The sequence below is a fragment of the Paenibacillus sp. FSL R7-0331 genome, from assembly GCF_000758645.1.
GTDB classification, from domain to species: domain Bacteria; phylum Bacillota; class Bacilli; order Paenibacillales; family Paenibacillaceae; genus Paenibacillus_AQ; species Paenibacillus_AQ camerounensis.
The window spans coordinates 2,373,640-2,399,049 of sequence record NZ_CP009284.1; the positions used below are offsets into that span (position 1 = coordinate 2,373,640).

Here is a 25,410-nt window from a genome sequence, read left to right on the forward strand (position 1 = left end):
CGGATTTCCCGCCGTCTGGCCAACAAGCTGATCCTGCTGTTCTCCATTATTATCATTCTGGTAGTCACCTCGCTGACCTTCATCTCGTACGGGATGCTGCGCAAGGAATCGGTCAACAACAGCATAGCGAGCACAAGCAACAACCTGCTGCTGGTCGGCCGGAATCTGGAGAGCTACCTGGGCGGAATCGAGCAGCTGTCCCTGCCGCAGATCTCCTATGATGAGTTCGCCTATGCGATTATGCATGAATCGGATGACTACGCTTCCAAGATGTATGTGGAGGACTATCTGAAGAACCTTTATTTTTCACGTAAAGATCTGGAATCGATCTACCTCTACATCATTAAGGAGCAGAAATATTATTATGTCACGAAGGAGAACTATAATATTACGGTCCGGGTCCTTGAGCATCCGCCGATTGATAACCTGACCTGGTACAAGCGTGCGCTGGCAAGCCCCAATAACCGGTCCTACCAGTCTTTTGTCAATGGTACTGTAGAAAATGGCGATTATAAGGTGAATCCGGATGATAGCTTCATGGGCTACCACCGGCTGCTGCGCTCCATTGCCTCCCGTGAGCCGCAGGCTGTACTGTCGCTGTACTTCAACTCAAGCGTAACGGATGAGATTATGAAGGACATTCCCTTTTCGGAAGGGGAGCATCTGATGTATATCAGCCCGGATAATGAGCCGTATGTGGTGGATGACCGGGAGTTCTATGCTACAGCGGAGAAGGCGGAGCTGCTCAAGCAGCTGACCCCGGAGCAGGGCGGGCAGGTAACCTGGTCAGACGATGAGGAAAAGTACCTGGTCATCTACGACATCAGTCAAAAAGAGGGCTGGAGGCTGGTTAAGCCAATTCCCTACAAGCAAATTTACGAAGCGGCGACCACAACGCGCAAGCTCAGCTATTCAATCGGGCTGCTCTTTCTGATTGCTTCGGTCATTCTGGTTGGCTTTCTGTCGAACCGGATTACAAGTCCCCTCAAAAATCTGTCCCTGCAGATGAAGCGCTTCAGCACCGGCAGCTTTGAGGCAGAGGCGAGAGTGGAAGGCAATGACGAGATTGCCTATCTGTCCCGGCATTTCAACAAGATGGTTGAGCGGACGAACGAGCTGATCAATGAACGCTATAAGATGAAAATCGTTGAGAAAAATGCAGTGCTAAAAGCGCTTGAAGCCGAAATCAATCCGCATTTCCTCTATAATGCCCTGCAGGCGATTTCCACCAAGGCGCTCAAGAATAACAATGATGATATCGTCGAGATGGTGGACAATCTGGCGCTTACGCTCAGATACTGCATCAGCGGCCGGGATGTCGTGCTGGCGAGTGAAGAGCTGCGGCATATTGAGCGTTATCTGGCCTTGCAAAAGGCCCGTTTCGGCAGCCGTATGCAGGTCGTCTACGAATGGGACGACAGTCTGCTGGAGCTGCGGATTCCGAAGCTGTCTGTGCAGACACTGGTGGAGAATTGTATCAAGCATGCGCTGGAAAAGGTGTCGGCTACCGTCACTATCCGGATAGAGGCCCATATAACACCGGCTTATAGTGTGATTTCTGTGATGGATGACGGCCCGGGGATCACAGCAGAGCGTCTGGAGGAGGTACTGGGCTCGCTGCAGATTCAGTGGGATGAGGAGAGCAGGGCTGAAGCATCCGGGGCGGAAGGGGAACATGAGAGCATCGGACTCAAAAATCTGAATACCCGGCTGAAGCTGCTGTACGGGGATGAGGCGGGACTGCTGATTACAAGTGAAGGAAACGGAACACAAATGGATATTCTTTTACCGCGGGGAGGCCAGGGACAACATGTATAGAGTGCTGATTATTGATGATGAGGAGCCGCTGCGCGAAGCCATTCATATTCTGGGGGACTGGAAGGGGCTGGGGGTCAGTGAGGTGCTTGAGGCAAGTGACGGAAAAACCGGGCTGGAGATGCTGCGCAGGGACAAATTTGATCTGGTCCTGGTCGATATGAAAATGCCTGAGCTCAGCGGCAGCGAGCTGCTGCAGATTGCGGAGCGCGAATTTCCCGAGCTGCTGCTGATTGTAATCAGCGGCTACAATGATTTTGAGTATACCCGCCAGGCGATCCGCTCCAAGGTAGTCGATTATCTGCTGAAGCCGGTGAACCGCGGTGATCTCAACATTGCGCTGCGCAAGGCTGTGGATATGCTTGATGCGAAACGGCGGAAGCAGAGCGAATTCATCACGCAAAATATTACTTTGAATATGTCCGTACCGAAGCTGAAGGAGAAAATGTATCTCTCTATTATAGAACGCAGCTTCAAGAGCCAGTCCAATGAGGCCTTTCTTTCGCTGATCGGCGCGGATACAGCAGGCAGCCAGTTCACGGCCGGCGTTCTGCGACTGCTTAATCTGGAGCAGGTGCGCCGCGCAAGGTTCCACGAGGACCGTGATCTGATGCATTTTGCCGTGACGAACGTGATTAATGAGAACAGCGGCGGGGCATTCGAGGCGTTCAGCTTTGTGAATCCGAAGAATGAGCGTGAGCTGATTGCTGTTTTTACGATGAAAAAAGGCTATGAAGAGGATGCGGCCTTCCGTTCCGTGTATCAGCTGAAAAAGGCTGCCGCGACGCTGAAGGAGCTGTTCGGCATTGTCTGTGCCGGTGCAGTCGGTGCTACATACGGTGATTATCTGGAGCTGGCGGGCTCCTATGAAACAGCAAAAGAGAGGCTGGACGATATTGATTTGCTGCAGTTAAAAGGGCCCATGGTTGCCGGAGCCGGGTCAGCCGTGCAGGAATACAAGGACAGCCCGTCTCTAACCGGACGGATGCCGCAGATCCGCAGTATTCTGGAGAACGGCAATGCGGCCCATGCCAAAAGCATTCTGGGTGAGTTCACCCGGAAATGGCAGTCCTCCGCCCGCTTCAGCCTGGGGGATGCAGAGCGTACGCTCCGCGAATTTCTGATGCTGCTCGGCGATCTTGCCGGTGAGCTGGAGGAAGCGCCGGCTGCGCTGCGTGCGGTCAAGAACAGAGGGCTGGCTGCGCTGGGCCTTAGCGGAGATTACGCATCGTTCAGCCAGTTTGAAGGCCTGCTCAATGAGCTTCTGGATGCCTATGCCGGTGAAATCAGCAGATCGCTTGCCGGTAACCGCAGCGGTGTGCTGGAAAATATTAAAGCATACATTGATAACCATTATTTCGAGAATATTAAAATATCGATGTTCACGGATAAGTATTTCCTGAGCAGAGAATACTTGATGAAGCTGTTCAAGGGCAAATACGGCTGCGGCATTCATGAGTATGTGCAAAAGGTGAGAATGGACAAAGCCAAGGATCTGCTGGCCGACCCGGCGCTTAAGGTTCAGGATATTTCTGAGATGCTGGGCTATAAGGACAAGAACTATTTCAGTAAGGCTTTCCGCAATTATTACGACTGTTCGCCTTCTGAATTCCGGACCGGGGCCTTGGAGGGAGAAAAGTGAAACGGTTACATTAGCCCACTTTTTTACCCTTAGAAGTTCACTTATGTACATTCTTATCCTTTTTCTTTTTCTTTAGAATAACAGCAAGAACACAAGATGCATGAGGAAAAGGGGGCAACATCATGTTAAAAAGATTTATGGCAGTCTCAGCGAGCCTGCTGCTATTCGGGGGATTGCTGGCCGGCTGCGGCGGCAACAACAATAATACGGCTAACAACACAGCTGGAACAAACGGCGGGGATAATGCAGCTACAGAAACAGACTCCTCCAAGCCCGTAACGATTAATATGTTCACCGCTTCTCCAGAGTACACGGACGCCTTCAATGCTTACATTGCCGAATATAAAAAAGTGAAGCCGAACGTGACCATCAACCTGGAAATTATGCAGGCCGACTATAATACTGTACTGAAATCCAAAATTGCCGCAGGCAGCACACCTGACGTCTTCCAGACCACTGCCGGCGGGGATATTGATACTTTTGCTGAATACAGTGCGGATCTGACCAATGAGCCGCTGGCTGCAGCTATGACTGACGCTGTACGGGCCAATATGAGCTCATCGGACGGCAAGGTGCTGGGGCTCCCGGTCAAAGGGAACCTGTTCGTGCTGATGTATAACAAAAAGCTGCTGAGCGATGCCGGCATCACTGAAGTGCCAAAAACGACCGCTGAGCTGGATGACGCCATCACCAAGCTGGAAGCCAAGGGCATCACACCGTTCGCCAATGCCTACAAAGAGTGGTGGGTATGGAAGCATATCTTCCAGCACTTCGTGGATGCAGCCGCAATCGATGCGGGAACGGATGCCAAGACGCTTGTAGCCCAGTTCATCGCCGGTGAAACGACCATCAAGGATCATCCGGTGCTGTACAATAACTTCTTCAGCTTCATTGATACTACGGTTAAACATGGTACAGACAAGCCTTTGGAGCGTGACAGTAACGCTCAGGTCAGCGACTTCGCCCTTGGCAAAGCGGCATTCATGACCGGTAAGGGCGCATGGGATGAGGAGGCAATCAAGAAGATCACCCCTGACTTTGACCTTGGCATTGCCGGCTATCCGGTCAGCGACAAGGCTGAGCAGTCCCAGATTATTACCGGTGCCGACCAGGCACTGCGCATCAACAAGGATTCCGCAGTAGCTGCCCAAACGATCGAGTTCTTTAACTGGCTGTACACTTCCGACTACGGCAAGAGCTGGTTCTCCACTGTAGCCAAGGTTATTCCGCCAATCAAGGATGCTCCGATGCCTGATCTGCAGATGCCTAAGGAAATGGATGAAATCCTCAAAACCGAGAAATCCGGCGACCTGTCCGTCAATTACTCGCTGGATACCTTCCATCAGAAATTCGGTGAGCTGATGCAGGCTTACATTGGCGGCAGTAAGACAAAGGACCAGGCTATCGACGAAATTCAAAAAGCATGGATTCAATTCGGTTCGGCTGAATAACAGATTGTGATGATCCGGGACGGTCTCGAAGGTAAGTTTCTTACCGGCGGGGCCGTCTTTTGCTGTAGGGATAAGACAGGAAGAATTAGTAAGGGGATTTTCGGTGTTGGCCGTAACTGTGGAGAGCGTTTGGATTTCCGGCCACTGTAGGCTGAGAGATTAGGTGGATTTTCTCCAGGCCTGTTGATTATCTAAATTCTGGTAATTAAATTCACAGCATTGGTTAAATAAATTCTCCACTCTAGCGGCAATCTCTGCAATGTAAATAACCGATCAAAATCGGCAAATGTTAATTTAGCGCTAAAATGTACAGTCGCACTTCCTTGCTCGAACAGTAATTTAAGCAAAACATAAACCAATAGAGCCACGTACAGTTGTCCATACACTGCATTTTCCGTTGTTCCAAACAATTTAGGAATGTTTAGGTGCTGCTTTATCCAACGAAAAAAGACTTCAATTTGCCAACGCTTTTTATAAATGGCTGCGATCCCTTCGGGCGAATACCAGTGCAGATTTGTGGCAAGAACAACCGGGTTTCCTTTGGGATCTTTAAGGATGACCACCCGAAACAGGTTCTCCGAAAGGGCCTTATTTTTACCCAACTGGCAGGTTAAATCTTGCTCGACACTTCCGGAAAAAGGACGCTTTCGATTTCGGGGAATTGGGTTTGTAAACGTTGTATTATTGTGAAGTCGAATCACAAAGTATTGTCTGTTCTCTTGCTCTTGGTAAAGGTCAAACAGTTTGTGTTTACCATAAGCGCGATCTGCAACTAAAATGTAGCGGCTGTCCAGTAGATCCTTGCAACTGTTCAAATCATGCTCTTTGCCGGTCGTTTCAGTGACTTTGTGTAGTTCAGTTCGGTCGCCAATGATTCCTACATGTAGTTTAACGCCTGCTTTTTTACCTTTAATCGGAGTCCAAGGTAGCCGCCCCAGACCCACAGAAATCGTAGTGGAATCAACGATGAGAAGTTCCTTTGGAATACCGAGGACACGCTTTGTTTTTCGGTTGCACAATCCAATCATAACATTCATCAGGCGCTTGAATAATTCATAAGGAACGTCTTTGGCTTTTTTAGAAAGGGTGGAGTGATCGACAGAACGCAGCCCACTATGAGCCATTCGCTGTTCTCCATCCCTGTATCCGTTCCACTGCTGAAACGAAGCTTCGCCCAAAAATAGAAACAGATCATAGACGGTAAACTTTCGCCCCACATCGACGTAATTCAATTCATCGAGGATGGGATGCAATTTTTCTTCGGGAATCACTAATTGCAGAATATTCGATAATGAAGTAGACTTTTTCATGAGGTCGCCTCGTTTCGGATGTTTGTAGGGGTACAAACACTTTACCGAATGAGCGGCCTTTTTTCTACCTTTTTTTGGCTAATCAACAGGCCTAGATTTTCTCCAGCTAATATCATCATTTTCCATGATTAACGATGATTAGTTAGAAAACCTCCAGCTAATTCCGGCGAATCCACCCTCTGAGGAGAATTTAAGCACATTTAAGTGGTGATTTTCCAACTAAATGATTAATCCCGTTGTTTGAAGAAGAATTAGATGGAGAATTTCCACTTAATATGATTCGCATAAGCCTTTATAATCAGAAGAGAAACCAACATTTGTCAGGAGGAATAACAACATATGACCAGCAGACTGATTGAGATTGCCGAAAACGGGCTTTATCTTACGATTGAAATTACAGAAGAGCTGGATGTGCGGCTGCTGCATTTCGGGACAGCTCCGCTTGAGCCGGGCGTGATTGCGGACAAGCATAAGCCGGGCTTCCGGCTGCTGGAGCTGCAGCTGTCCGGGGAGGACCGGGATGAATATCACGGACGGACGCACCGCGCCTCCTATCCGGGGCTGCGGATGGTATACAGCGGACACAGTGACACAGTGAATGCACTGGGGCGCAAGCTGGAGCTGACGCTCGCTGATCCGGTAACGGGTGTTAAGGCAGTACAGCATTTCCAGTTCTACAGCGGTGTGCAGATCATCCGTGCCTGGACGGTGCTGAAGAATGAAGGCGATAGCGAGGCCGCTATTGAATATGTCTCTTCCTTTGCGCTTACAGGTGTGGATAAAGAGGGAGACGGAGACAGAGGTGATAAAATAGAAGTCACTCTGGCGCACAGCGGCTGGCAGAGTGAGCTGCAGTGGCGAACCTACAGCCTGCCGGAGCTGGGCATGTATCATCTGGCTGACCGGGGCTCGAAGCGGATCGCCGCCAGCAATACCGGCTCATGGTCGGCAGCAGAGCTTCTGCCCATGGCGGTACTGCATAACAAGGAGAGCGGTAGCAGCCTGTTCTGGCAGATTGAGCATAACGGCTCCTGGCACTGGGAGCTGACCGACCAGTATGACCAGCTCACCCTGCTGGTCAGCGGACCGACAGAGCATGACAACCACTGGTGGCGGAAGCTTGCGCCGGGTGAAGAGTTTACCTCTGTGCCGGTTGCAGCCGGCTCCGTGCATGGCGGGATAGAAGCAGCGGCTGCACAGCTGACCGCGTACCGCCGGATTATCCGCAGACCGAATGAGGACAATGAGCTGCTGCGGATTATTTTTAATGATTATATGAACTGCCTGTGGGGCAGTCCGACGACAGAGAAGCTTCTGCCGCTGATAGACGCCGCCGCAGATGTGGGCTGCGAATACTTCTGCATTGATGCCGGCTGGTATGCGCCGGGCGAATGGTGGGACGGCGTCGGAGAATGGGAGCCATCGGCTGAGCGTTTTCCGGAAGGAATCAAATATGTGCTGGACTACATCCGCAGCAAAGGTATGATTCCGGGGCTGTGGCTGGAGCTGGAGGTTATGGGCATCAACAGTCCGAAGCTGGCTGAAGCCGATGACAGCTGGTTCTTCATGCGGCACGGTAAGCGGGTCAAGGACCGCAGCCGCTACCAGCTGGACTACCGTAATCCTAAGGTAATTGAGCATGCCAATGGTGTTATTGCCCGGCTGGTGGAGGAATATGGCGTCGGCTACATCAAGATGGATTATAACATCAATGCAGGCATTGGTACGGAGACGGGGGCAGACAGCTTCGGGGATGGGCTGCTGCAGCATAACCGGGCTTATCTCGCCTGGCTGGACAGCATCTTCGCGCGTTATCCGGAGCTGGTCATCGAGAACTGCTCTAGCGGCGGGATGCGGATGGATTATGCCATGCTCAGCCGGCACAGCATCCAGTCCACCAGTGACCAGGAGGATTATGTGCAGTATGCGGCAATTGCAGCCGGTTCCCCGCTGGCACTGACGCCGGAGCAGTCGGCGGTGTGGTCTTACCCGCTGCGGGAAGGTGATAATGAAGAGGTAATCTTTAACATGGTAAATGCCCTGCTGCTTCGTGTGCACCAGAGCGGGCATCTCGCGGAGCTTGCGCCCGGCCGCAGGGAACTGGTGCGCGAAGCGCTTGACTACTATAAGTCCATCCGCACCTATATCCCGCAGGCATTGCCCTTCTGGCCGCTTGGGCTTCCGGACAGCAGGGGCGGGTGGGTCAGCTACGGCCTGCAGCACGGCGATGTCCGCTATCTGGCCGTATGGCGGATTGCCGGCGGTGAGCAGGCCGTTACCCTGCCGATGCCTGAGCTGGCAGGCCGTGATCTCCGTATCAGCTGTGCCTATCCTAAGCAGCACAGCTCAGAGTGGAGATGGGATAAGGCAGAAGGCAGCCTAACCGTATCTATCCCTGCGGGCAAGACAGCCAGACTGTTTGAACTACATGTTTAACGTGGACGTTAAGGTCTAAAGAACCGGAAGAATCGGGACACTCTACGCAACCTGGAAACAGTAATCCAGTGCTTGCGGAGGGTGTCTTTTTGCTATTTACTCGAAATACCATTATTATTTAAACAAAACTATCTGATTATCATAATATTGCTAATTAAAATGAAAAATGGTTTAAAAAGTGTTTATTTTGATATTTTGTCGAAACATCTCTAAACTTTGTCGAATAGTTTGTCGATATATATCAAAAGATGTAGAAATAAATTTGACATGGAAGAAATAGCACTTTACAATGCAGATATGAGCGTAATCATTACTACTATTTAGAAGCATTGAGAGCTTTTAACACAAATGATTATATAAGGTGCTTATTTCAAGGGAGGATGCATAATGATGAAAGCAACAGGTATTGTAAGAAAAGTAGATGAACTGGGACGTATTGTAATTCCGATTGAGCTGCGCAGAACAATGGGAATCGACATAAAAGACCCGCTGGAAATTTTTGTTGACGGAGAAAAGATCATTTTGAGAAAATATGAGCCTACCTGCATCTTCTCCGGCAGTGCAGAAAACCTCATTAACTTCAGAGGTAAAATGGTCAGTAAGGATGTACTGGACGAGCTGATCTCCAGCTTTGACCGGATCTAGGCTATTATTGAATCTTACATTAATGATGTGAATGAAGGGGCCGGATGCAGACACTTTGACAGTGGATGCACCGGTCTCTTTTACTTGTCCTGATTGCCGGATTTATAGACAACGTATGCTGCAATCCTATATCATGATTTAGGGATCACCTGCAGAACAACACCGGAAGGGAAGGGTCACTTAATGGCTAAACTGAAGAAACCGGAAGCGATTGTTTTTGATATGGACGGAACACTGTTCCAGACTGAGAGCCTGTTACTGCCTGCTTATCATAAAATGTTCGATATCCTCCGTGAAGAAGGATTGTATGCCGGCCCGACGCCGCCGGAGGAACGGATCCTGGGCAGTCTGGGAATGCTGCTGGCGCAGATCTGGCATAATGTGATGCCCGAAGCAGATGAAGCTGTACACCGCCGGGCGGATGAATTGCTGCTCCAGCTGGAAATTGAGGGGCTGGAAGCGGGCGGCACCCTGCTGTATCCGAAGGTAGTGGAGACACTGCATGCGCTGAATGAGCGCGGGGTCCGGCTGTTCGTCGCCAGCAACGGGCTGGCGGATTACATTCACAGCATTGTAGTTGTACATGAGCTGAAGGAGTTGTTCGAGGGGCTATACAGCGCAGGGGGTCAGGGAACAGCAACCAAGACGGAGCTGCTGGGCATCCTGCTTAAGGATAACGGGGTGAGCAGCGCCTGGATGGTCGGCGACCGTTCATCCGATGTGGAGGCCGGCAAGGGCAACGGCCAGACCGTAATCGGCTGCGGTTATGCCGGCTTCGGCCGCCAGGAGGAGCTTAAGGGCTCAGATGTCATTATCTCTGCGTTCGATGAGCTAATCGGTCTGTACGACAGCGCGGAATCGCAGGGATAACCGGAATATTGGAACCAAGTTTATAGAAGCACTAAGTGCGGGGAGAACCTGCGCTTGGTGCTTTTATTGTTTTTGTACATTTAAGTAAAGAAAGGGTGCCATCTGTTTCCGTAAAAGCGTGGAATGGTGAGGGCAGCTGTATGCTGAAAAGTAAACGGTGTGTTTGAAAGCAGGCGTGACGGCGCTCTGGGCGGTGGCATCAACGGTAAAAGTGCCGTTAATTTGGCGGGAAGTGGGCGGAGCAGCTGAATCAGCAGTAAAAGTACCGTTGATTCTCCCAATGAGTGCGGCACAAAGGCTGGGCGGGACAGCTGGGCGTGATACTGCAACAAATTAAGAGCAGTCCGGCTCCCCGTTCAGCTGCTCGAAATAAGCATGAACCTCGTTCAGGAGTCCGATGAGCTGGCTGCTTTTGTCCTCACCCAGATGGTCAATCATGCCCTTGAAGGTATCACGGATCTTCGCGATTGCCTTGTCGGCGAGAATCTCACCCTGCTCCGTCAACTGAAGGGCGCTGATTCTGCGGTCTTGGGAGTCGGTGCTGCGTTCGACCAGCCCCTGGCTGAGCAGGCTATTTACCATTTGCGTAATGGTGGGGGACGTTACCCGGAGAAGCCTGCTGACTTCAGAGACGGTCAGCGTGTCCGTTCCGGATCTTTTTTTGCCCATATGGATTGTAATCAGCACCCGGATCTCACTCGGCTTCAATCCGAACATGGCTGTTTTTTGCCAGTTAAGCCGCGAGAATTGTTGAAATGCCCCCATTAGAGCGTCCACGTTGTCATAGCTGTGTTCTTTCATTTGTACACCCCGTAAATATATTTACCTTCAATTATAGCCCAAGAGACTGGGGAAAAGAAAACAGGTACAGAGCCTAGTCCTGATAAGGGACATAGCAACGGTCCGATATTTTTCTCTGCCGGCTGGTGTTATAGAACCTGACAAAAGTCTAGCGGATGATTGCCGAAGTATTGTATATTAAGTTAAGAAACTTAACTAACTATCTTGTAAAGGGCGAATGCTGAATATGTCATCTGCAGGAACGCCGAAAGCGATGCGCAACATGAATGAAATGCTGATCCTGGACCGGATTATTGCCGGCGGACCGCAATCAAGAGCAGATCTTAGCCGTGAAACAGGACTAAGCAAGCCTACTATTTCCTCGGCGGTTGCGCAATTAATCGGGCGGGGGCTGGTCAGAGAAACAGGACGGGCTGAGAATGCCCAAGGCCGGAAGGCCACTTTGCTTGAATTTAACCAGAAGTGCTTTTATACCATCGGTGTTGACCTGGGAGCGACCCGGATCAGGATGGCGCTGGCGGATATGGGCGGAGAGATTTGTCATTACAAACAGCTGGTTATGCCGGCAGAGAATCTGGCAGAGCCGGATTTTCAGGCTTTTCTGGTGCAGGGCTTTGATGAGCTGCTTGCCGAGGCCGGGCTGAACTGGGACAGTATCCAGTCGGCAGCCTTCGGAATTCCGGGTGTTGTTGATCCGGCAGACGGCAAGGTGTCTGAGCTGGTATCGCCGCTGGGGGGCCGGGAGGCAACACTGAAGCTGACGGCTCTGACACAGCTGTTCCCGGTGCCTGTCGTCACCGAAAATGATGTAAACCTCGCCGCCCTGGCCGAGTATACCTTATCGGGGCAGGGATTCAGCGGCTCTCTCCTCTATTTCTCCATTGGTGAGGGTACCGGCGGCGGCCTGATTCTGGGCCGGGAGATTTACCGCGGACTTGGCGGCGGTGCAGGGGAGCTGGCCAACGTGATGCTAAGTGCGGGCAGGCTGGAGGATATTCTGTCCGCAGGCGGACTGAAGCAGCTCGCTTCCCGCATATCCGCGGAGCATGATTCATCAGCAAATCCGCTGTTTGCAGAACCGGGTGTATCTGCTGAGCAGATATTTGATGAAGTCCGCAGCGGCAATGCCCTCGCTGAGTCCATTCTGGATGCTTACTGCGGCCTGCTTGCAGAAGCGCTTGGCAGTATTAGTGCGGTAATCGCCCCGGAACGGATTGTGCTGGGCGGCGGAATCGGCGGGAACGGAGACCTGCTGCTGCACAGGCTGGAAGCCGGGCTGGCGCAGCTGCACCGTAAGCCGCAGCTGTCTGTTTCCGGCAATGGAGACAAGGATGTGGTGCTTGGTGCCATTCAAATTGCAATTCAGGCTGCCTTCCGTAATATCCGCGGACATTAGGCCTGCACAACAAATCATACTATGCGGAGGAATCCATAATGAACCTATTTAGCGCAGGAATCGATGTCGGCGGAACCAAAACACAGCTCTGCCTAACAGATGAGCAGGGCAATATACTGGAGGAGTACAAGCTGGAGACACAGCTGAGCCGTGATCCGGGGAAATTCTTTGATTGGTTATTTGCTGAACTGGAGCAGAGCTGTATCCGTAACGGCGGTAAGCTCTCATCGCTTAAGGGAATAGGGATCGGCTTTCCGGGAGTGATGAACGAACGTACTGGAACACTAACCAGTGCTCCGGCGCTGAATTGGCCTGCTATAGATATCCGTCCGCTCATTGCCGCCCGTTATTCTGGAGCTATAGTACTAGATAATGACGTCAATATGGCGGCACTGGGCGAGCACGCAGCGGGAGCTGCTGCAGGCTTCGGGCATTTCATCATGATCACGGTTGGAACCGGGGTCGGAAGCGCCTTGTTCCTGGACGGGCGGCTCTACCGGGGAGCCGGCTTCGCAGCCGGCGAGATCGGCTATCTCATCGTTAAGCCCGGTGAGTACACTGCCGCAGCTGATCCGGAGTACAGCGAGTTCGGCCCGTTTGAAATGGAGGCTTCCGGTACAGGGATCGGAGCGAAGGCTGAAGATTATGTGCACAGCAGCAAGCGTCCTTCTTTAATCCGCGAACTGGCGAAGGGCGGACCTGTCCGCGCTGAGCATGTATTTGCGGCAGCGGAACGCGAGGATGAAGTCGCTTTGCAGCTTTTGGATCAGGCATATGAACACATGGCCGCTGTCGTCAAGAATATAGCAGTCACGCTCGATCTTGAGCTTATCATTCTCGGCGGCGGAGTAGTGGAGAAGAATCAGGGATATATAGATGAGGTTACAACACGTGTCAGCCGCTATACACCGCAGCAATCACTGGAAATCCGGCAGGCGGAGCTCGGTAACCGGGCGGGAGCCATCGGAGCTGCGGCTGCTGTAAGAAGCAGACTCACTTCAGGCCAATAAAAGAAACGAGGGTTTGATCATGAAACGTGAACTGGGCATAATAAGATTTTCTGTCAAAAGCAAGGAGTCCGAGGTGCTGCTGAAAATGCGCGGGCTCTACCTGTTCACGGGTCTGGCAGGGGGGAGCTTTAATCCGTACGTCTCCTCACTGCTGGTTCATCAGGGTATGAACAGCCAGGCAATCGGAGTCATGATGGCCTTTGGTACCCTGCTGGCGATTTTGTTCCAGCCCTTGTGGGGAATACTGGTAGACCGCTATCAACGGACCCGGCTGGTGCTGATGCTCACCTTGATTATTCCCGGAGCCATTGTCTATCTTTACAATTTGAAATGGCTGCTGGTTATCGTGCTGGTATACAGCCTGTACACTATATTCCAGAGCACCCAGACGCCGATAGCCGACTCTTATGCGGTAAGGGCGGCCCAGGCAGCTGGAACCTCCTTTGGAACGATACGCCTGTTCGGCAGTGTCGGCACGGCGCTGGGCGGATATTTTGGCGGATTGTATCTCAATTGGCTGGGGGTAACAGAGCTCTGGATCCCGTTTCTGATCTTTAATCTGCTCGCGCTCACACTGGTAATTACTATACCTGCAAGTGCGGAGCGGAGAAGCACCAGCGTTACGTTCTCCCAAGGAATCAGGTCACTGCTGGGCAACAAGGTATTTCTGCTCTTTCTGGCCGGCTGCTTTCTGGTCAATCAGACGCTTACCGCCTTCAATTCATTTTTCGTGCTTACCTTTCAGATGGCCGGAGGCAGCTTCTCGTGGTCCGGCATTGCGCTGCTGATTGCTTCCATTACCAGTGTCCCGGCGATGCTCGCGGCATCCAGGGTGCTTAATAAATACGGCTATGAAAAAACGCTGATGCTGGCTTCCGTTGCCTACATGCTCCGCTGGGCCATCCAATGGCTCGTCCCGGTTCCCGCTGTAATGATAGGAGTTCAGGCGCTGCACGGTCTTTCCTTCGGCTTCTTTTACATTGCTGCTGTTGAGTATGTAGCTTCAATTACAGGCAAGGAGCTGCAGGCCACGGGACAAAGCCTGTTCAATATGGTGTTTGTAGGCCTTGGCGGTATTGCCGGGAATCTGCTGAACGGCTATCTGCTGGAGACGGGCGGACCGGAGCTGATGTATTTCGCATGCACAGTCAGTGCAGCAGCCGGCGCTTTGCTGTTGTACAGGGTTAAGGCAGTCTCGCATTCAAGCCGATAATATTCCTAAAAAGGGAGGGGAAGAGCTATGAAGCGCAGTTGGTACAGCCGGATGCTATTTTCATATTTCCCTGTTTTTCTGCTTGTTGTGTCCGTGCTTATTTTTCTGGCTTTTATGATCATTACAGAGCTCTCCCGCAGCGAGACGCAAAAAGCCAACTATATCTCCACCAGCTATATTGCAGATACCGTGGAGCGGACTTTAAGTGATGCGCAGTTCAGTGTGCTCGATGAGATCGAGAATAATTACGCCTACAATGATTTTTTTGATAAGTCCGGTGCGGCTTTCCCTGATGACAGATCCTACGAAATTGTCCAGAGCATGAACCGCCTGGTTGAGCGCATCAGCTTAATCGACTCGATCTATATTTACCGCAGCAAGGACAGGCAGGTTCTCAGCCAAAGCGGTTACGTGGACCTCGATTTAACTCATGAGGCAGCATACATTGATCAGATCTCACAGCAGCAGGTGCAGAGCGGATGGAGTCCGGTGCGGATGTACCAGCCAAGGAATGCCAAGGCAGAATATCCGGTGGTCTCTCTGGCCAGAAGGCTTCCGATTCCCCTGGGTTCAGACGGTTACATCGTGATCAACATCAGCGTATACCGTCTGGAGCGCTTGGTGGACGGGTTAACGAACGGCGAGCTTTCTTTTGTCCGGATAAAAGATTCTGCAGGCACCCTGATGTATGATTCCTCGCAGGCATCAGGCGACGACATCCGCAAGCTGTCCACCATTCAGGCGGAGAGCCTGGACTGGACCTTTGAGAGCGGACTCCGTGCAGGCCGGCTGTTTGACTGGATCTCAGTCATTTCCTATGTCTGGATTGTGATCGGCCTGGTGACGATTTCCCTCGGTGTGCTATATATCATTTATATCACCCGGCGCAATTACCGGCCGATTAAGCAGCTGATGGTACGGATTCAAGCTTTGCAGCCCCATGGAAAAAATGAACCGGCTGCCGCTGCTAACCCGGATGAGCTGGCCCTGATGCACACAGCTCTGGACAGTCTGGTGCAGCTGACGACGGATTATGAGCGCGAGCGCTATGAAAATCTGATGATCCAGCGCAGGCAGCTGTTCCTGGACATCATGGGCGGCGAACGTTTAAAGGATGTGCAGGACAGATTAACAGCGCTTGACCCCTTTGAGGGAACAAGAGAGTTTGACGCCTTTGTTGTATTTGCGGCGGAGATCAATACGGCAGATGAGCTGAAGGTTCTATCCCGGCAGGAGCAGAATCTGCTTAAATTCGCCCTGACCCATGTAATCAGTGACCTGATGGCCGAGAAACAGCTTCAGGCATGGTCGGAATGGGTTAGCGGACAACGGCTTGCTGTCCTGATCGGCCTCCGCCGCCAGCCATCAGAAGATAGCCCTCAGCAGCTGCTTGAGCTGGCCAAAGGGTGCCACAGCTGGATTCTGGATAATCTGCGGCTCTCCCTTACCTTTGGCGTCGGTCATAGTGTTAACCGCCTGCAGGATATTCATCTGTCCTACACTGCTGCTGCCGGTGTACTGAGCCACAGGCTATCGCTGGGAACGGAGATTGCCGCGGTTCATATGGACCGGCAGGAAGAGCCTGGTCTGCAGAGCTATAAATATTTCGATAATTTCACCCGGCTTGTCCGTGAATTCCGGCTGTCGGGAGAGAATTGGCGGAGCCGGCTGGAGGAAATATTATCTTCGTTCCGCAAGGACCGTTTGAAGGATGAGGAAATTTACATGCTGCTGGAGGTCATGCTGCAGGCGCTGGAGCAGGAGCTAAAAGGCATCTCGGAGACTCTGGACAGGCAGTTTGCATTAACCGGTAACGGCGGTTTGCAGGAGCAGATCCGCAAAAGTAAAGATCTTGAGGAGATCAGGGAGCTGCTGACCGGCTGGCTTAATGAAACCTACCATGTTTATGTGTCGGTGAATGAACTCAAGAGCCACCGTGTCATGATTAAGGAGGTTAAGCATTACATCGAGGGCAATTATGCTAACCCGGATCTTTCCTTAAACCATCTGAGCGAACGGTTCCAGATCTCCGGCAAATATGCCAGCTATCTGTTTAAGGAGGAATTCAATATGAAGTTTGTCGACTTCCTTGCAGAGCTGCGGGTTAGAAAGGCGAAGGAGCTGCTGGATAACACGCAGGACAGCATACAGGATATTGCACTGCAGATTGGATATGCTAACGCTATTACCTTCGGACGAGTCTTTAAGCGGGTTACCGGAATGACTCCCGGCGATCACCGGAAGCTGAATCATCCGTAAGCTATATATCAACAAAGCATAAGTAAAGCGTAAATCCGGAAGCCAAGCGGCCGGCATTTACGCTTTTTTATCAGATTTTTTTATTGCATCCATGACTTTTTATGTTATATATGTGTTATATATATCTGATAATTTACTATTCACCGCCTAAAATCCACGGGAAAATTGTATATATGTCATGAAAAATGACGTAAAACTGCTTTATTTTCATGAAAAAGCGCAAAGAAACATGTTTATTGTACTTTTGTAAAAACGATGTAATAATTCATCCCATGATCAAGTCGAAAGCATAACAGAGACAGAGACGACTGGGTTAATACCAGAATTCGAAAGGGTAAGGTGAGGGAATATGGCAATCGGTCACGGCAAAGGGAAAATAGCTTTGGGTCTTTCGGCAGTTCTTGCTTCTTCAGTATTGTTGTCAGCGTGTTCGCAAGACAATAGTACAAGTGCGGGTGAAGGCGGAGCAGAGCAAGCCGGAAGCTTGAAAATCGAAGTGTTTGACCGCGGCAACGCACCGGCTGGACTTACGGCATCGGATAATTTTTTGACCGATTATGTAAAAGAAAGCTTTGGTCAGGCCAACAACATCGACGTCGAATTCGTTCCTATTCCCCGCTCGGAGGAAGTAACCAAGCTTAATGTATTGATGGCGAGCGGCACCGATGTCCCTGATATTGTGTTCACCTATGATTCGGGTACCTTCAATAAATATGCCGAGCAGGGCGGCTTAACCGATCTGACCCCGCTGCTGGATGAGTACGGACCGAATCTGAAAGCCTTCCTTGGTGAAGCAACACTCAAATACGGCCAATATGAGGGTGTTCAATACAGCATCCCGGCCAAACGCTCTACCGTTGGGAAATATGCCTCCTTCGTGCGCCAGGATTGGCTGGATAAACTGGGGCTGCCGGTTCCAACAACTACAGAGGAGCTCTACAATACACTGATAGCCTTCAAGGAGAAGGACCCGGGTGAAACCGGAGGAAAGGTCATTCCGCTCGGCATGACGATTGCTCCAGGCCAATATGAGTCTCTGATCTGGTCCTTTATCCAGCCTGTAACCGAGCAGGAGCGCTTCGAGCTGACCCAGACACTGAGCTCCAGAGATTATCCGATTCTGCTGCCCGGATTCAAGGACGCTGTCCAATATATGAACAAGCTGTATAACGAAGGGCTGATCAGCAAGGATTTTGCCCTGGATGAGAATAAGGAAACACTGACACAGAATATCGGCTCCGGGCTCGTAGGTGCTTTCAGTGAAGACAATGATAATATTTTTTACCCTGATGGCGCTTATGATGTGCTGCTGCAGAATCATCCGGATGCGGTCCTGACCGCAATTGATCCTTACACGAATAGTGAAGGCAAGCACGCCAAGCCGGTGGCTGCTCCGAACGGAATGTATGTAATGATCCCGAAATCCAGCAAACATGCGGTTGAAGCGATCAAATATCTGGACTGGATGGCCTCTGAAGACCATCTGATGTACATTCAGAACGGGATCGAAGGCGAGCACTATACCCTGGAAGACGGCGTGCCGGTTAGTATCCCGGACATGTCTGCTGAATCCTCCAATAAGCTGACTGGCGGCGGAGATATCGGCATTATTGCTAACGGCCGGATTTTTGAGAGCCAGGAAAAGAATAATGAAGCTTTTGTAAAGAGCTTTAAGATTCAGTATCAGGATATCATTGCTAAATCGCTGGAGATTTCAAATACGGATGCCATTGAACCTGTATACACAAGCCGTCCAATTGAGGCTGAAAGTAAATACGGCACTACCCTTGGTGAAAAAATTAAGCAGCTGATTGTTAAATCAGCCATGGTGTCCCCGGCGGAATTCGATACAACCTATGAAAGCATGCTGAAGGACTATATGGGAAGCGGCGGACAAGCGATCCTGGATGAGCGCAAAGCTGCCTATAGCGATCAGAAGTAACAGATCTGAATTTGACAGAGCGGTGCGGCCTTCGGGCCGTACTGCTCCCCTTATAATCCGAGGAACAGCAAAGGAGGAGCCGCCCATGGGGTATGCCCGATATTTCCGCAGAAACTGGCAGATGTACGCATTGCTGGTGCTGCCCATTACCTTCTTCATCATCTTTAAGTACGGCCCTATGTACGGTGTGCAGATTGCATTTAAGGACTTTAACTTTTTCAGGGGAATCGGAGGCAGTGAATGGATCGGCCTGGACGGATTCCGTGAGGTTTTTGCCAATCATGATTTCTATTTAACCCTGCGCAATACGCTGATGCTGAACTTCCTTGATCTTATCGTATCATTCCCGGCACCGCTGATTCTTGCCATTATGCTGTTTGAGCTCAAAGTGGTCTGGTTTAAAAAGCTGTCGCAGACCATGCTGTACATTCCGCATTTTATTTCCTGGGTAATCATCGGGGGAATTGTCTATCAGCTGTTCGGCACACAGTCCGGGATGATCAACAATCTGCTGATGAGCCTCGGCTTTGATTCGGTGCCTTTCCTTTCTGATAAAAATTACTGGCTGATCACCTATCTGCTGACCGGGGTCTGGCAGAGTGCGGGCTGGGGTACAATTCTATACCTCGCAGCGCTTACCGGCATCAATAAGGAATTGTTCGAGGCAGCTGAAGTGGATGGAGCGGGCAGGCTAAAGCGTATTCTCCATATTACGATTCCGGGAATCAAACCGACCATTGTTACACTGCTGATTATCAACCTGGGTAACATGATCTCCATCGGCTTTGAGCGTCCGTTTGTTATTGGCAATCTGGCTGTAAGGGAATACTCGGATGTGCTTAGCACCTTCGTATACCGGATCGGTCTGGAATCGGGGCAATATACGCTGGCTACGGTGGTGGGGCTGTTCCAGGCGGTAGTCGGACTTATATTCCTGCTGGCAGCCAATTACATCTCCAAAAAGCTTACAGACGAGAGTATCCTATAAAGAACCTTTTGACAGGGAGTGTACACTATGAGTGAAAGAGCAGCTAACAAGGCATTTGATACATTCATTGTCATCTGTCTGACCCTATCGGTGCTGGCATGCCTGATTCCGTTTATTCATATTCTGGCTGTATCGTTCAGCGGAACCGTGCCGATTTCATCGGGAAAAGTCACTTTATTCCCCTTGGATTTCAATATGGAGGCTTATAAAAAGGTGTTCAGTGATGCTGCGATGATCCGTTCCCTGGGCTTCACTATCTTCCTGACCGTGCTCTTCACGGTGTTCTGCATGATGATGACGGTTGCTGCCGGCTATGCGCTGTCCAAAAAAGACCTGAAGGGCCGTAAATTCTTTATGTTCATCATTGTAGTAACGATGTTCTTCAGCGGCGGTATTATTCCTGAATATATTCTTACTCGTGAATTGCACCTGCTGAATACGATCTGGGCGCTTATTCTCCCCGGGCTGATCAGTCCGTTCTACATGATTATTCTGATCTCCTTCCTGGCCGGTATTCCGGATGCGCTGAAGGAGTCTGCCGAGATTGACGGCAGCAGCCAGTTCGGTACGCTGCTCAGGATTATAGTACCGCTGTCCATGCCGGTGCTTGCTACCTTAAGCCTGTTCTATGCAGTCGGCAGATGGAACGGATTCCAGGATACGCTGATGTATATCACCAAGCCGGAGCTGTACCCGCTGCAGCTTAAGCTGTACCAGATGATCCAGAACAGCCAGGTATCGGATCTGATGCGGATGGAGGGCAATGCCATCAGTACGGTTGTGCCGGAGAGCCTCAAGGCTGCAACGGTAATATTTGCAACAGTGCCTATTCTGCTTGTATATCCATGGCTGCAGAGATATTTTGTCTCCGGTGTAATGACCGGGGCTGTTAAGGGGTAAAGCAGTGCGGGAGTAAAAATTACTTCTTCTAATAATGATAAAGAGAGGGTGATCAGGAGTGGAATTCACATCAAAAGAGCAATACGCCTTCTCGACCTGCTGGAATATCAGAAAGCATGATTCCGGTGCCCGGATGATTGAGGAAATCCGTTCGCTGGGCTTCTCCAGAGTTGAACTGAACTATAATGTAACCCGGGAAATGCTGCAGACCATTGAGCCGCTGATCGAACGCGGGGAGATCGGCATTTCCAGTGTGCACAATACATTCCCGCATATAGCCGATCCCGATTACGGTACAGATTCTGTGCTGCTTGGATTCGAGGATAAGGAGCGGCGGAGCAGGGCGGTAGAGCTGCTGCTGCAGTCAGCCGAATACGCCCACCGTTATGGGGCTGAGGCTGTTGTAGTGCATCCCGGTGAGGTGCCTTTTGACCATGACATTGACCATCAGCTTAAAGAGATTTATACCAGGGAAGGCCGGGAGTCTGCCGCGTACCAGAAGCTGTGGTCCGAAATGATTGAACGCCGTGAAGCTTTAAGCGACGGCTATATTCAGCGTATCACGGACAGCCTTGACGAGGTGTGCGGGCAGTCGGCAAGACGAGGGTATAAAGTGAAATTCGGGATTGAGACCCGTTCGCGCTGTAACCAGATGCCGACAATTGAGGAAGCCAGGTCTATTATCTCCGGGCTGAAGGGAGCACCGCTCGGACTGTGGTATGACATCGGCCACGGTATGATGATGGGCCGGATGGGGCTCTATGACAATGTGAATGAAGCGAATGCAATGATCGAAGATATTGTAGGCGTTCATATACACGAAACAATTGGCTTATCGGATCATTGGTGTCCCTATGTGCACAGCGGGGATGAAGAAAGCTTCGATTCGTTTCTTGATATTATTGCGCAGGCACCGGTCAAGGTGTATGAGCTGAAAGCGGCCTGCAGTCCGGAGGATATTGAGCGGAGCCATCAGCTCCTTGTTTCAAAAATAGCCCGGCGCACAGGGGGACATCCTGCGCGGACAGTTGGAGGGGAATAGCGAATGTTCAATAGAATAACGGCTATAAATGACAAGTGGACAGAGGAATCACTGGCTATGCAAATAACAGACCGGGCTAGCCGCTATTCCGGAGGGGTGCGTGATCCGCTGAGTGGTGTAGCCTGGCCGAATCATACCGGTACCGCCCAGTACATTGCGGCCTGGGCCGCTGCACTGTCCAATCCGCAGTCACAGTATTACCGCGATCCGGCGCTGCTTCAGCGGCTGCAGCAGGCAGTGGATTTCATGCTGCGGTTTCAGCACGAAGACGGCACGATATCACCGGGCTGGACCAATTATCATTCACCGCCGGATACAGCCTTTGTTGTAGTGGGGCTGGCTAATATCTATACACTGCTGGAGCAGCAGGCATGGGAGCCTGCCTGCACGGTACAGAACATGATCGGCATGTTTTTGCAGCGGACCTTTCCGGCGATGCTGACCGGCGGAGTACATACGCCCAATCACCGCTGGGTGCTGACTGCTGCGCTCGGCTCCCTGTACCGGATTTTCGGGGAAGATGAGCTGAAGCACAGAGCGGAGGAATGGCTGCAGGAGGGGATGGATATCACCCCGGACGGAGAGTGGACGGAGCGGAGCAACGGGATCTACAACACTGTCAGTGACATCATGCTCTATTATGCCGCCCGGGACTTGAACCGGCCTGAGCTGCTTGAGCCGGTCCGCCTGAATCTGCGGATGATGAAATATCTTGTCCACCCGGACGGGGAAGTGGTGACCGATTATTCGGGACGCCAGGACTTCGGCAGCGTATTCTCGCTGGCGGACTACTATCTGTGCTACAAGCTGATGGCCGAGCATGATGGGGATGCTGAGTTTGCTGCCCTGGCAGAGCTGGCAGGCCGCTCGGTGAATCATCCCGGCTCACTGCCGAATCAGATCATGCTTGGCTTTCTGCTGTACCCGCAGCTTCAATCAGCTGCGGTTCAGCCGGGCGAGCTGCCTGACCGGTACCGCAAGGTGATCAACGGCGCGTTCAACCGCCGGGAGCTGCTGGAGCGGATCGGGCAGGACGGCTACGGCGGCCCTGTCCGTCACAGCAAGCAGCATACCGAATTCGGCGCTCCTGTTGCCCGAGTCCGTAGCGGCTCTACTAGCGTGAGCGTGATGACCGAGGCGTCCTCCCTGTTCTCACTGAGGCATGGCAAGGCCAGGCTGCTTGGTGTACAACTGGCTTCCAGCTTCGAGCCGGGGCTGATTACGATGGATTCCCTGAAGGAGACTGAAGCGGGCTTTCTGCTGGAATCCACGGGCGATAAGGGCTATTACGGGACGATTCCCGCAGACAAGCTGCCGCCGCGCCAAGGACTGCCCGCAAGTCCCTGGTATCTGCTGCCGCATGGCGAAAGGCTGCTTACCCATTCGCAGACCAGTAAAGTATCCGTCCGGGTGAGCGAGCACAGCGGGGGCTGGGAGCTGCATTTTACCGCGCCATCGCCGGAGGATGTACTGACCCAGATTGTACTGCTCTTCGGCAGTGAAGGGACGCTTGCGGGAGAGGCGCTTGCGCCGGTTCCGGGAATGAAGGAGACCTCCTTCTGGAAATCCGGCAAGCTGCGTTACAGCTCCGGAGGGGACTGGATGGAGCTTACAGACGGCAGCCATGAGCACCATTTGGCCGAAGTCCGCGGTATGAGCTATCCGGACGGCTGCCAGAAGGTTATCGTGACGCTTATAACGCCGCTGGATTATACGCTGCGAATCAGTCTCTCCTAACGGAGAGGCTGATTTTTTATTATGGCAAGTATGGTGCTTACCCTGGGTGGATGCACCAACTGCCACTGTAAACCGCTGCCAACTAACTTTTAACGGACCTGAGCGACCTTATTTCGTATGCAGAGGACAATCACGAGGCTAACGGACCGTAGCGCCTTTATCGACCTATAATAGTCCGTTAGAGGAGAAATTTCAGACAATAAAGTCACTGGAGTCCGTTAGCGCTTCAAAAACCGGATTTTAGCCAAAATAAGGTTATCTGTGTCCGTTACAGCGAGTTTACCGGGCAGAGCAGCGGGAGCATGGTAAAGAATTCAAGAACGGGACTGCAAATAAGCTGAAGGCAGGCACTAAGATATTCAGTGTAAAAGAGCGGAATGACATACTAATTGCCGAAACCGCAGGCGGGGAAGTTAGATTCTACAGTTTAATAGAAGGTTGATGATAAGGGGGCTTTGTGACTTATACTACTGGAGCAGATTGATCAGTTCATGGACCAACTGCCCCTCGAGTAGCTATATCAATCGTATACTCCATATTCGCAGCCCATATTAGCCACCTTCAATTCATCAATGATAATAAGCTTCCCGCTATGTTTTTTATACAACTTGATCTCTCCATGACCTGTACCTCCGTTCCAGAGGCGATTGTGGAGCTTCTTGCCGTTTGGCGCTTCATAGTTGATTAGCAGCATTTCCTTCTTAGAGCAGGATACGTCTATTTGAATAGCAGATTTGCTGTTCTGTGAAAAGATTGACCATACCAAATCCTGCTCTGTTTCATAACAGTCGAAGCGGGTTCGGGTGAACGTCCAGAATTTCGAGAAATTGAATTCATAACTTTTGCCTTCGTAGTAGAAATCGATAAGCAATTTGCGATCCAACGGCATTCCGAATATTTTCGGCTTTCCCCCACCGACATTAAACACAGAGTTTTTCAATGGCTTTCCGCTAATTTTACTTGTCAGATTGCAGCTGCTAAGCCAGACCCAAGGGCTTGTGAAATCCGCTCCCCAATTTTTATCAGCGTAGCCGTATGAGGTTTCAGGAAGTACTATGTAGGGGGCCCCGTTTACGATCACTTCTCCAGAGTATTCCGTCTTCATCCCTTCTGCATGCCAAAACATTTCAAATGCATTGATGGCCCTGAAAAAGGGTGATGCTCCGTATCCCACGTTGAAGGCTACCTTTTTGTTGATATCAAGCTTCCAGCTCATACTGCCGCTGTCGCTCATGTATTCTGGATGTGCAGCCTTGTCCTCCTCCGATAAGGATACATTGCCGCTCATGAAGGTTTCGCTCAGGGTGCAGCTGCCCACAGTAAGCTCCAGTTTTTTATCATCCATCTTTAATTCATTTATGCCATAAAAGTTGTGAATCTGCCTGGCGTCCTCCCCCCAATATCCAGCTTTGACCATCACGTAGGACGGCTTATTCACAGTATCTCTCAACTGTCCGAAAATGGGCTCGTTTCCTCCAAGGGAGGGATTAATAATGAAGTATTCAATAAAAAAAGCTTTTTCCTCACCGGTCTCCTGATGTTTTCCGGTAAAGGAGTGCCACCACCAGTCATAGCCTTTGGAAGCAAGCGGATTTTTCTTCAGCATGTACATATTTCGGCTACTATCTTGTTTATTCATGAGTTATCACCTCTAAATTCATTATCTTATTTAATTTTCAAGTTATTCTGGTGAAGAGTCAAGCGTTTGTCAGCACTTTATATAACATTATTCACCAATATGAGAGCAGACTAATACGAATGAAGCAGGTGATTGGAGAACCGTTTCACAAAGTGTAGTCAGAAGACAGATGGAGTGATTTACCGAGTACCTCCGCATTAACACTTGTCTTGTAAAGAAAAGAAAAAGCGAAACGGGTTCCTTGTGTACTCTTCAAACGTTTGCTGGGTATCATGATTGAGCTGTGCAATTGTAAAATAAAGCGTTCCCTTGGC

At 50.9% G+C, this 25,410-nt stretch carries 18 protein-coding genes; 15 read left to right on the forward strand and 3 right to left on the reverse strand.

Features of this window, described 5'->3' with window-relative positions; genetic code table 11:
• Nucleotides 1-93: 93 nt before the first annotated feature.
• From R70331_RS09670 to R70331_RS09680, 3 genes are all read left to right on the forward strand, one after another.
• The gene (locus R70331_RS09670; protein ID WP_231576440.1) at nt 94-1,818 is read left to right on the forward strand and encodes a sensor histidine kinase; all 1,725 of its coding nucleotides are present in this window, start codon (nt 94-96) and stop codon (nt 1,816-1,818) included.
• Nucleotides 1,811-3,457 carry a response regulator transcription factor gene (locus R70331_RS09675; protein WP_042174918.1) on the forward strand — a complete coding sequence of 549 codons (1,647 nt, stop codon included), beginning with the start codon at nt 1,811-1,813 and terminating at the stop codon, nt 3,455-3,457. Before R70331_RS09670 ends, R70331_RS09675 begins: the two co-directional genes overlap by 8 nt.
• A gap of 122 nt (nt 3,458-3,579) precedes the next feature.
• On the forward strand, nt 3,580-4,908 hold the full coding sequence (locus tag R70331_RS09680) for a type 2 periplasmic-binding domain-containing protein (RefSeq protein WP_042174919.1): 1,329 nt from the start codon (nt 3,580-3,582) through the stop codon (nt 4,906-4,908).
• Nucleotides 4,909-5,099: 191 nt separating this feature from the next.
• Here the strand turns inward: R70331_RS09680 and R70331_RS09685 are convergent, their stop codons facing one another.
• Nucleotides 5,100-6,218 carry an IS4 family transposase gene (locus tag R70331_RS09685; RefSeq protein ID WP_042174921.1) on the reverse strand — a complete coding sequence of 373 codons (1,119 nt, stop codon included), beginning with the start codon at nt 6,216-6,218 and terminating at the stop codon, nt 5,100-5,102.
• Nucleotides 6,219-6,557: 339 nt separating this feature from the next.
• On the opposite strand from R70331_RS09685, the gene R70331_RS09690 reads away from it, so the two are divergent.
• From R70331_RS09690 to R70331_RS09700, 3 genes are all read left to right on the forward strand, one after another.
• Nucleotides 6,558-8,654 (forward strand): glycoside hydrolase family 36 protein, encoded by a 2,097-nt coding sequence (locus R70331_RS09690; RefSeq protein WP_042174923.1) that lies wholly within the window; start codon nt 6,558-6,560, stop codon nt 8,652-8,654.
• A 387-nt stretch (nt 8,655-9,041) separates the two neighbouring features.
• Complete coding sequence (locus R70331_RS09695) at nt 9,042-9,299, forward strand: AbrB/MazE/SpoVT family DNA-binding domain-containing protein (RefSeq protein ID WP_042174925.1); 258 nt, start codon at nt 9,042-9,044, stop codon at nt 9,297-9,299.
• 183 nt (nt 9,300-9,482) lie between these two features.
• Nucleotides 9,483-10,169, forward strand: coding sequence for an HAD family hydrolase (locus R70331_RS09700; RefSeq protein ID WP_042174927.1), 687 nt, complete (start codon nt 9,483-9,485; stop codon nt 10,167-10,169).
• A 333-nt stretch (nt 10,170-10,502) separates the two neighbouring features.
• Here the strand turns inward: R70331_RS09700 and R70331_RS09705 are convergent, their stop codons facing one another.
• On the reverse strand, nt 10,503-10,970 hold the full coding sequence (locus R70331_RS09705; protein ID WP_042174928.1) for a MarR family winged helix-turn-helix transcriptional regulator: 468 nt from the start codon (nt 10,968-10,970) through the stop codon (nt 10,503-10,505).
• 226 nt (nt 10,971-11,196) lie between these two features.
• On the opposite strand from R70331_RS09705, the gene R70331_RS09710 reads away from it, so the two are divergent.
• The 9 genes from R70331_RS09710 (at nt 11,197) to R70331_RS09750 (ending at nt 23,457) form a co-directional block, all read left to right on the forward strand.
• Nucleotides 11,197-12,366 carry an ROK family transcriptional regulator gene (locus R70331_RS09710; RefSeq protein WP_042174929.1) on the forward strand — a complete coding sequence of 390 codons (1,170 nt, stop codon included), beginning with the start codon at nt 11,197-11,199 and terminating at the stop codon, nt 12,364-12,366.
• A gap of 38 nt (nt 12,367-12,404) precedes the next feature.
• Nucleotides 12,405-13,376: an ROK family protein gene (locus R70331_RS09715; RefSeq protein ID WP_042174931.1), complete on the forward strand. Its 972-nt coding sequence runs from the start codon at nt 12,405-12,407 to the stop codon at nt 13,374-13,376.
• 19 nt (nt 13,377-13,395) lie between these two features.
• Nucleotides 13,396-14,589: an MFS transporter gene (locus tag R70331_RS09720; protein ID WP_042174933.1), complete on the forward strand. Its 1,194-nt coding sequence runs from the start codon at nt 13,396-13,398 to the stop codon at nt 14,587-14,589.
• 27 nt (nt 14,590-14,616) lie between these two features.
• Nucleotides 14,617-16,848 (forward strand): helix-turn-helix domain-containing protein, encoded by a 2,232-nt coding sequence (locus tag R70331_RS09725; RefSeq protein ID WP_042174935.1) that lies wholly within the window; start codon nt 14,617-14,619, stop codon nt 16,846-16,848.
• 349 nt (nt 16,849-17,197) lie between these two features.
• Nucleotides 17,198-18,790, forward strand: coding sequence for an extracellular solute-binding protein (locus tag R70331_RS09730; protein WP_042174937.1), 1,593 nt, complete (start codon nt 17,198-17,200; stop codon nt 18,788-18,790).
• 85 nt (nt 18,791-18,875) lie between these two features.
• On the forward strand, nt 18,876-19,778 hold the full coding sequence (locus R70331_RS09735; RefSeq protein WP_042174939.1) for an ABC transporter permease: 903 nt from the start codon (nt 18,876-18,878) through the stop codon (nt 19,776-19,778).
• Between the two features lie 27 nt (nt 19,779-19,805).
• Nucleotides 19,806-20,678 carry a carbohydrate ABC transporter permease gene (locus R70331_RS09740; RefSeq protein ID WP_042174941.1) on the forward strand — a complete coding sequence of 291 codons (873 nt, stop codon included), beginning with the start codon at nt 19,806-19,808 and terminating at the stop codon, nt 20,676-20,678.
• 58 nt (nt 20,679-20,736) lie between these two features.
• A complete protein-coding gene (locus R70331_RS09745; protein WP_042174943.1) occupies nt 20,737-21,720 on the forward strand; it encodes a sugar phosphate isomerase/epimerase family protein in 984 nt (327 codons plus the stop codon).
• Between the two features lie 3 nt (nt 21,721-21,723).
• Nucleotides 21,724-23,457: a hypothetical protein gene (locus R70331_RS09750; RefSeq protein WP_042174945.1), complete on the forward strand. Its 1,734-nt coding sequence runs from the start codon at nt 21,724-21,726 to the stop codon at nt 23,455-23,457.
• A gap of 520 nt (nt 23,458-23,977) precedes the next feature.
• On the opposite strand, the gene R70331_RS09755 is transcribed toward R70331_RS09750, so the two are convergent.
• Nucleotides 23,978-25,096, reverse strand: a complete 1,119-nt coding sequence (locus R70331_RS09755) for a tocopherol cyclase family protein (RefSeq protein WP_042174946.1) — start codon at nt 25,094-25,096, stop codon at nt 23,978-23,980.
• Between the last annotated feature and the right edge of the window lie 314 nt (nt 25,097-25,410).

Coding starts and splice junctions, on each gene's coding strand:
- R70331_RS09670 (WP_231576440.1), top strand. CDS start 94: ATGCTGCGCAAGGAATCGGTCAACAACAGCATAGCGAGCACAAGCAAC.
- R70331_RS09675 (WP_042174918.1), top strand. CDS start 1,811: ATGTATAGAGTGCTGATTATTGATGATGAGGAGCCGCTGCGCGAAGCC.
- R70331_RS09680 (WP_042174919.1), top strand. CDS start 3,580: ATGTTAAAAAGATTTATGGCAGTCTCAGCGAGCCTGCTGCTATTCGGG.
- R70331_RS09685 (WP_042174921.1), bottom strand. CDS start 6,218: ATGAAAAAGTCTACTTCATTATCGAATATTCTGCAATTAGTGATTCCC.
- R70331_RS09690 (WP_042174923.1), top strand. CDS start 6,558: ATGACCAGCAGACTGATTGAGATTGCCGAAAACGGGCTTTATCTTACG.
- R70331_RS09695 (WP_042174925.1), top strand. CDS start 9,042: ATGATGAAAGCAACAGGTATTGTAAGAAAAGTAGATGAACTGGGACGT.
- R70331_RS09700 (WP_042174927.1), top strand. CDS start 9,483: ATGGCTAAACTGAAGAAACCGGAAGCGATTGTTTTTGATATGGACGGA.
- R70331_RS09705 (WP_042174928.1), bottom strand. CDS start 10,970: ATGAAAGAACACAGCTATGACAACGTGGACGCTCTAATGGGGGCATTT.
- R70331_RS09710 (WP_042174929.1), top strand. CDS start 11,197: ATGTCATCTGCAGGAACGCCGAAAGCGATGCGCAACATGAATGAAATG.
- R70331_RS09715 (WP_042174931.1), top strand. CDS start 12,405: ATGAACCTATTTAGCGCAGGAATCGATGTCGGCGGAACCAAAACACAG.
- R70331_RS09720 (WP_042174933.1), top strand. CDS start 13,396: ATGAAACGTGAACTGGGCATAATAAGATTTTCTGTCAAAAGCAAGGAG.
- R70331_RS09725 (WP_042174935.1), top strand. CDS start 14,617: ATGAAGCGCAGTTGGTACAGCCGGATGCTATTTTCATATTTCCCTGTT.
- R70331_RS09730 (WP_042174937.1), top strand. CDS start 17,198: ATGGCAATCGGTCACGGCAAAGGGAAAATAGCTTTGGGTCTTTCGGCA.
- R70331_RS09735 (WP_042174939.1), top strand. CDS start 18,876: ATGGGGTATGCCCGATATTTCCGCAGAAACTGGCAGATGTACGCATTG.
- R70331_RS09740 (WP_042174941.1), top strand. CDS start 19,806: ATGAGTGAAAGAGCAGCTAACAAGGCATTTGATACATTCATTGTCATC.
- R70331_RS09750 (WP_042174945.1), top strand. CDS start 21,724: ATGTTCAATAGAATAACGGCTATAAATGACAAGTGGACAGAGGAATCA.
- R70331_RS09755 (WP_042174946.1), bottom strand. CDS start 25,096: ATGAATAAACAAGATAGTAGCCGAAATATGTACATGCTGAAGAAAAAT.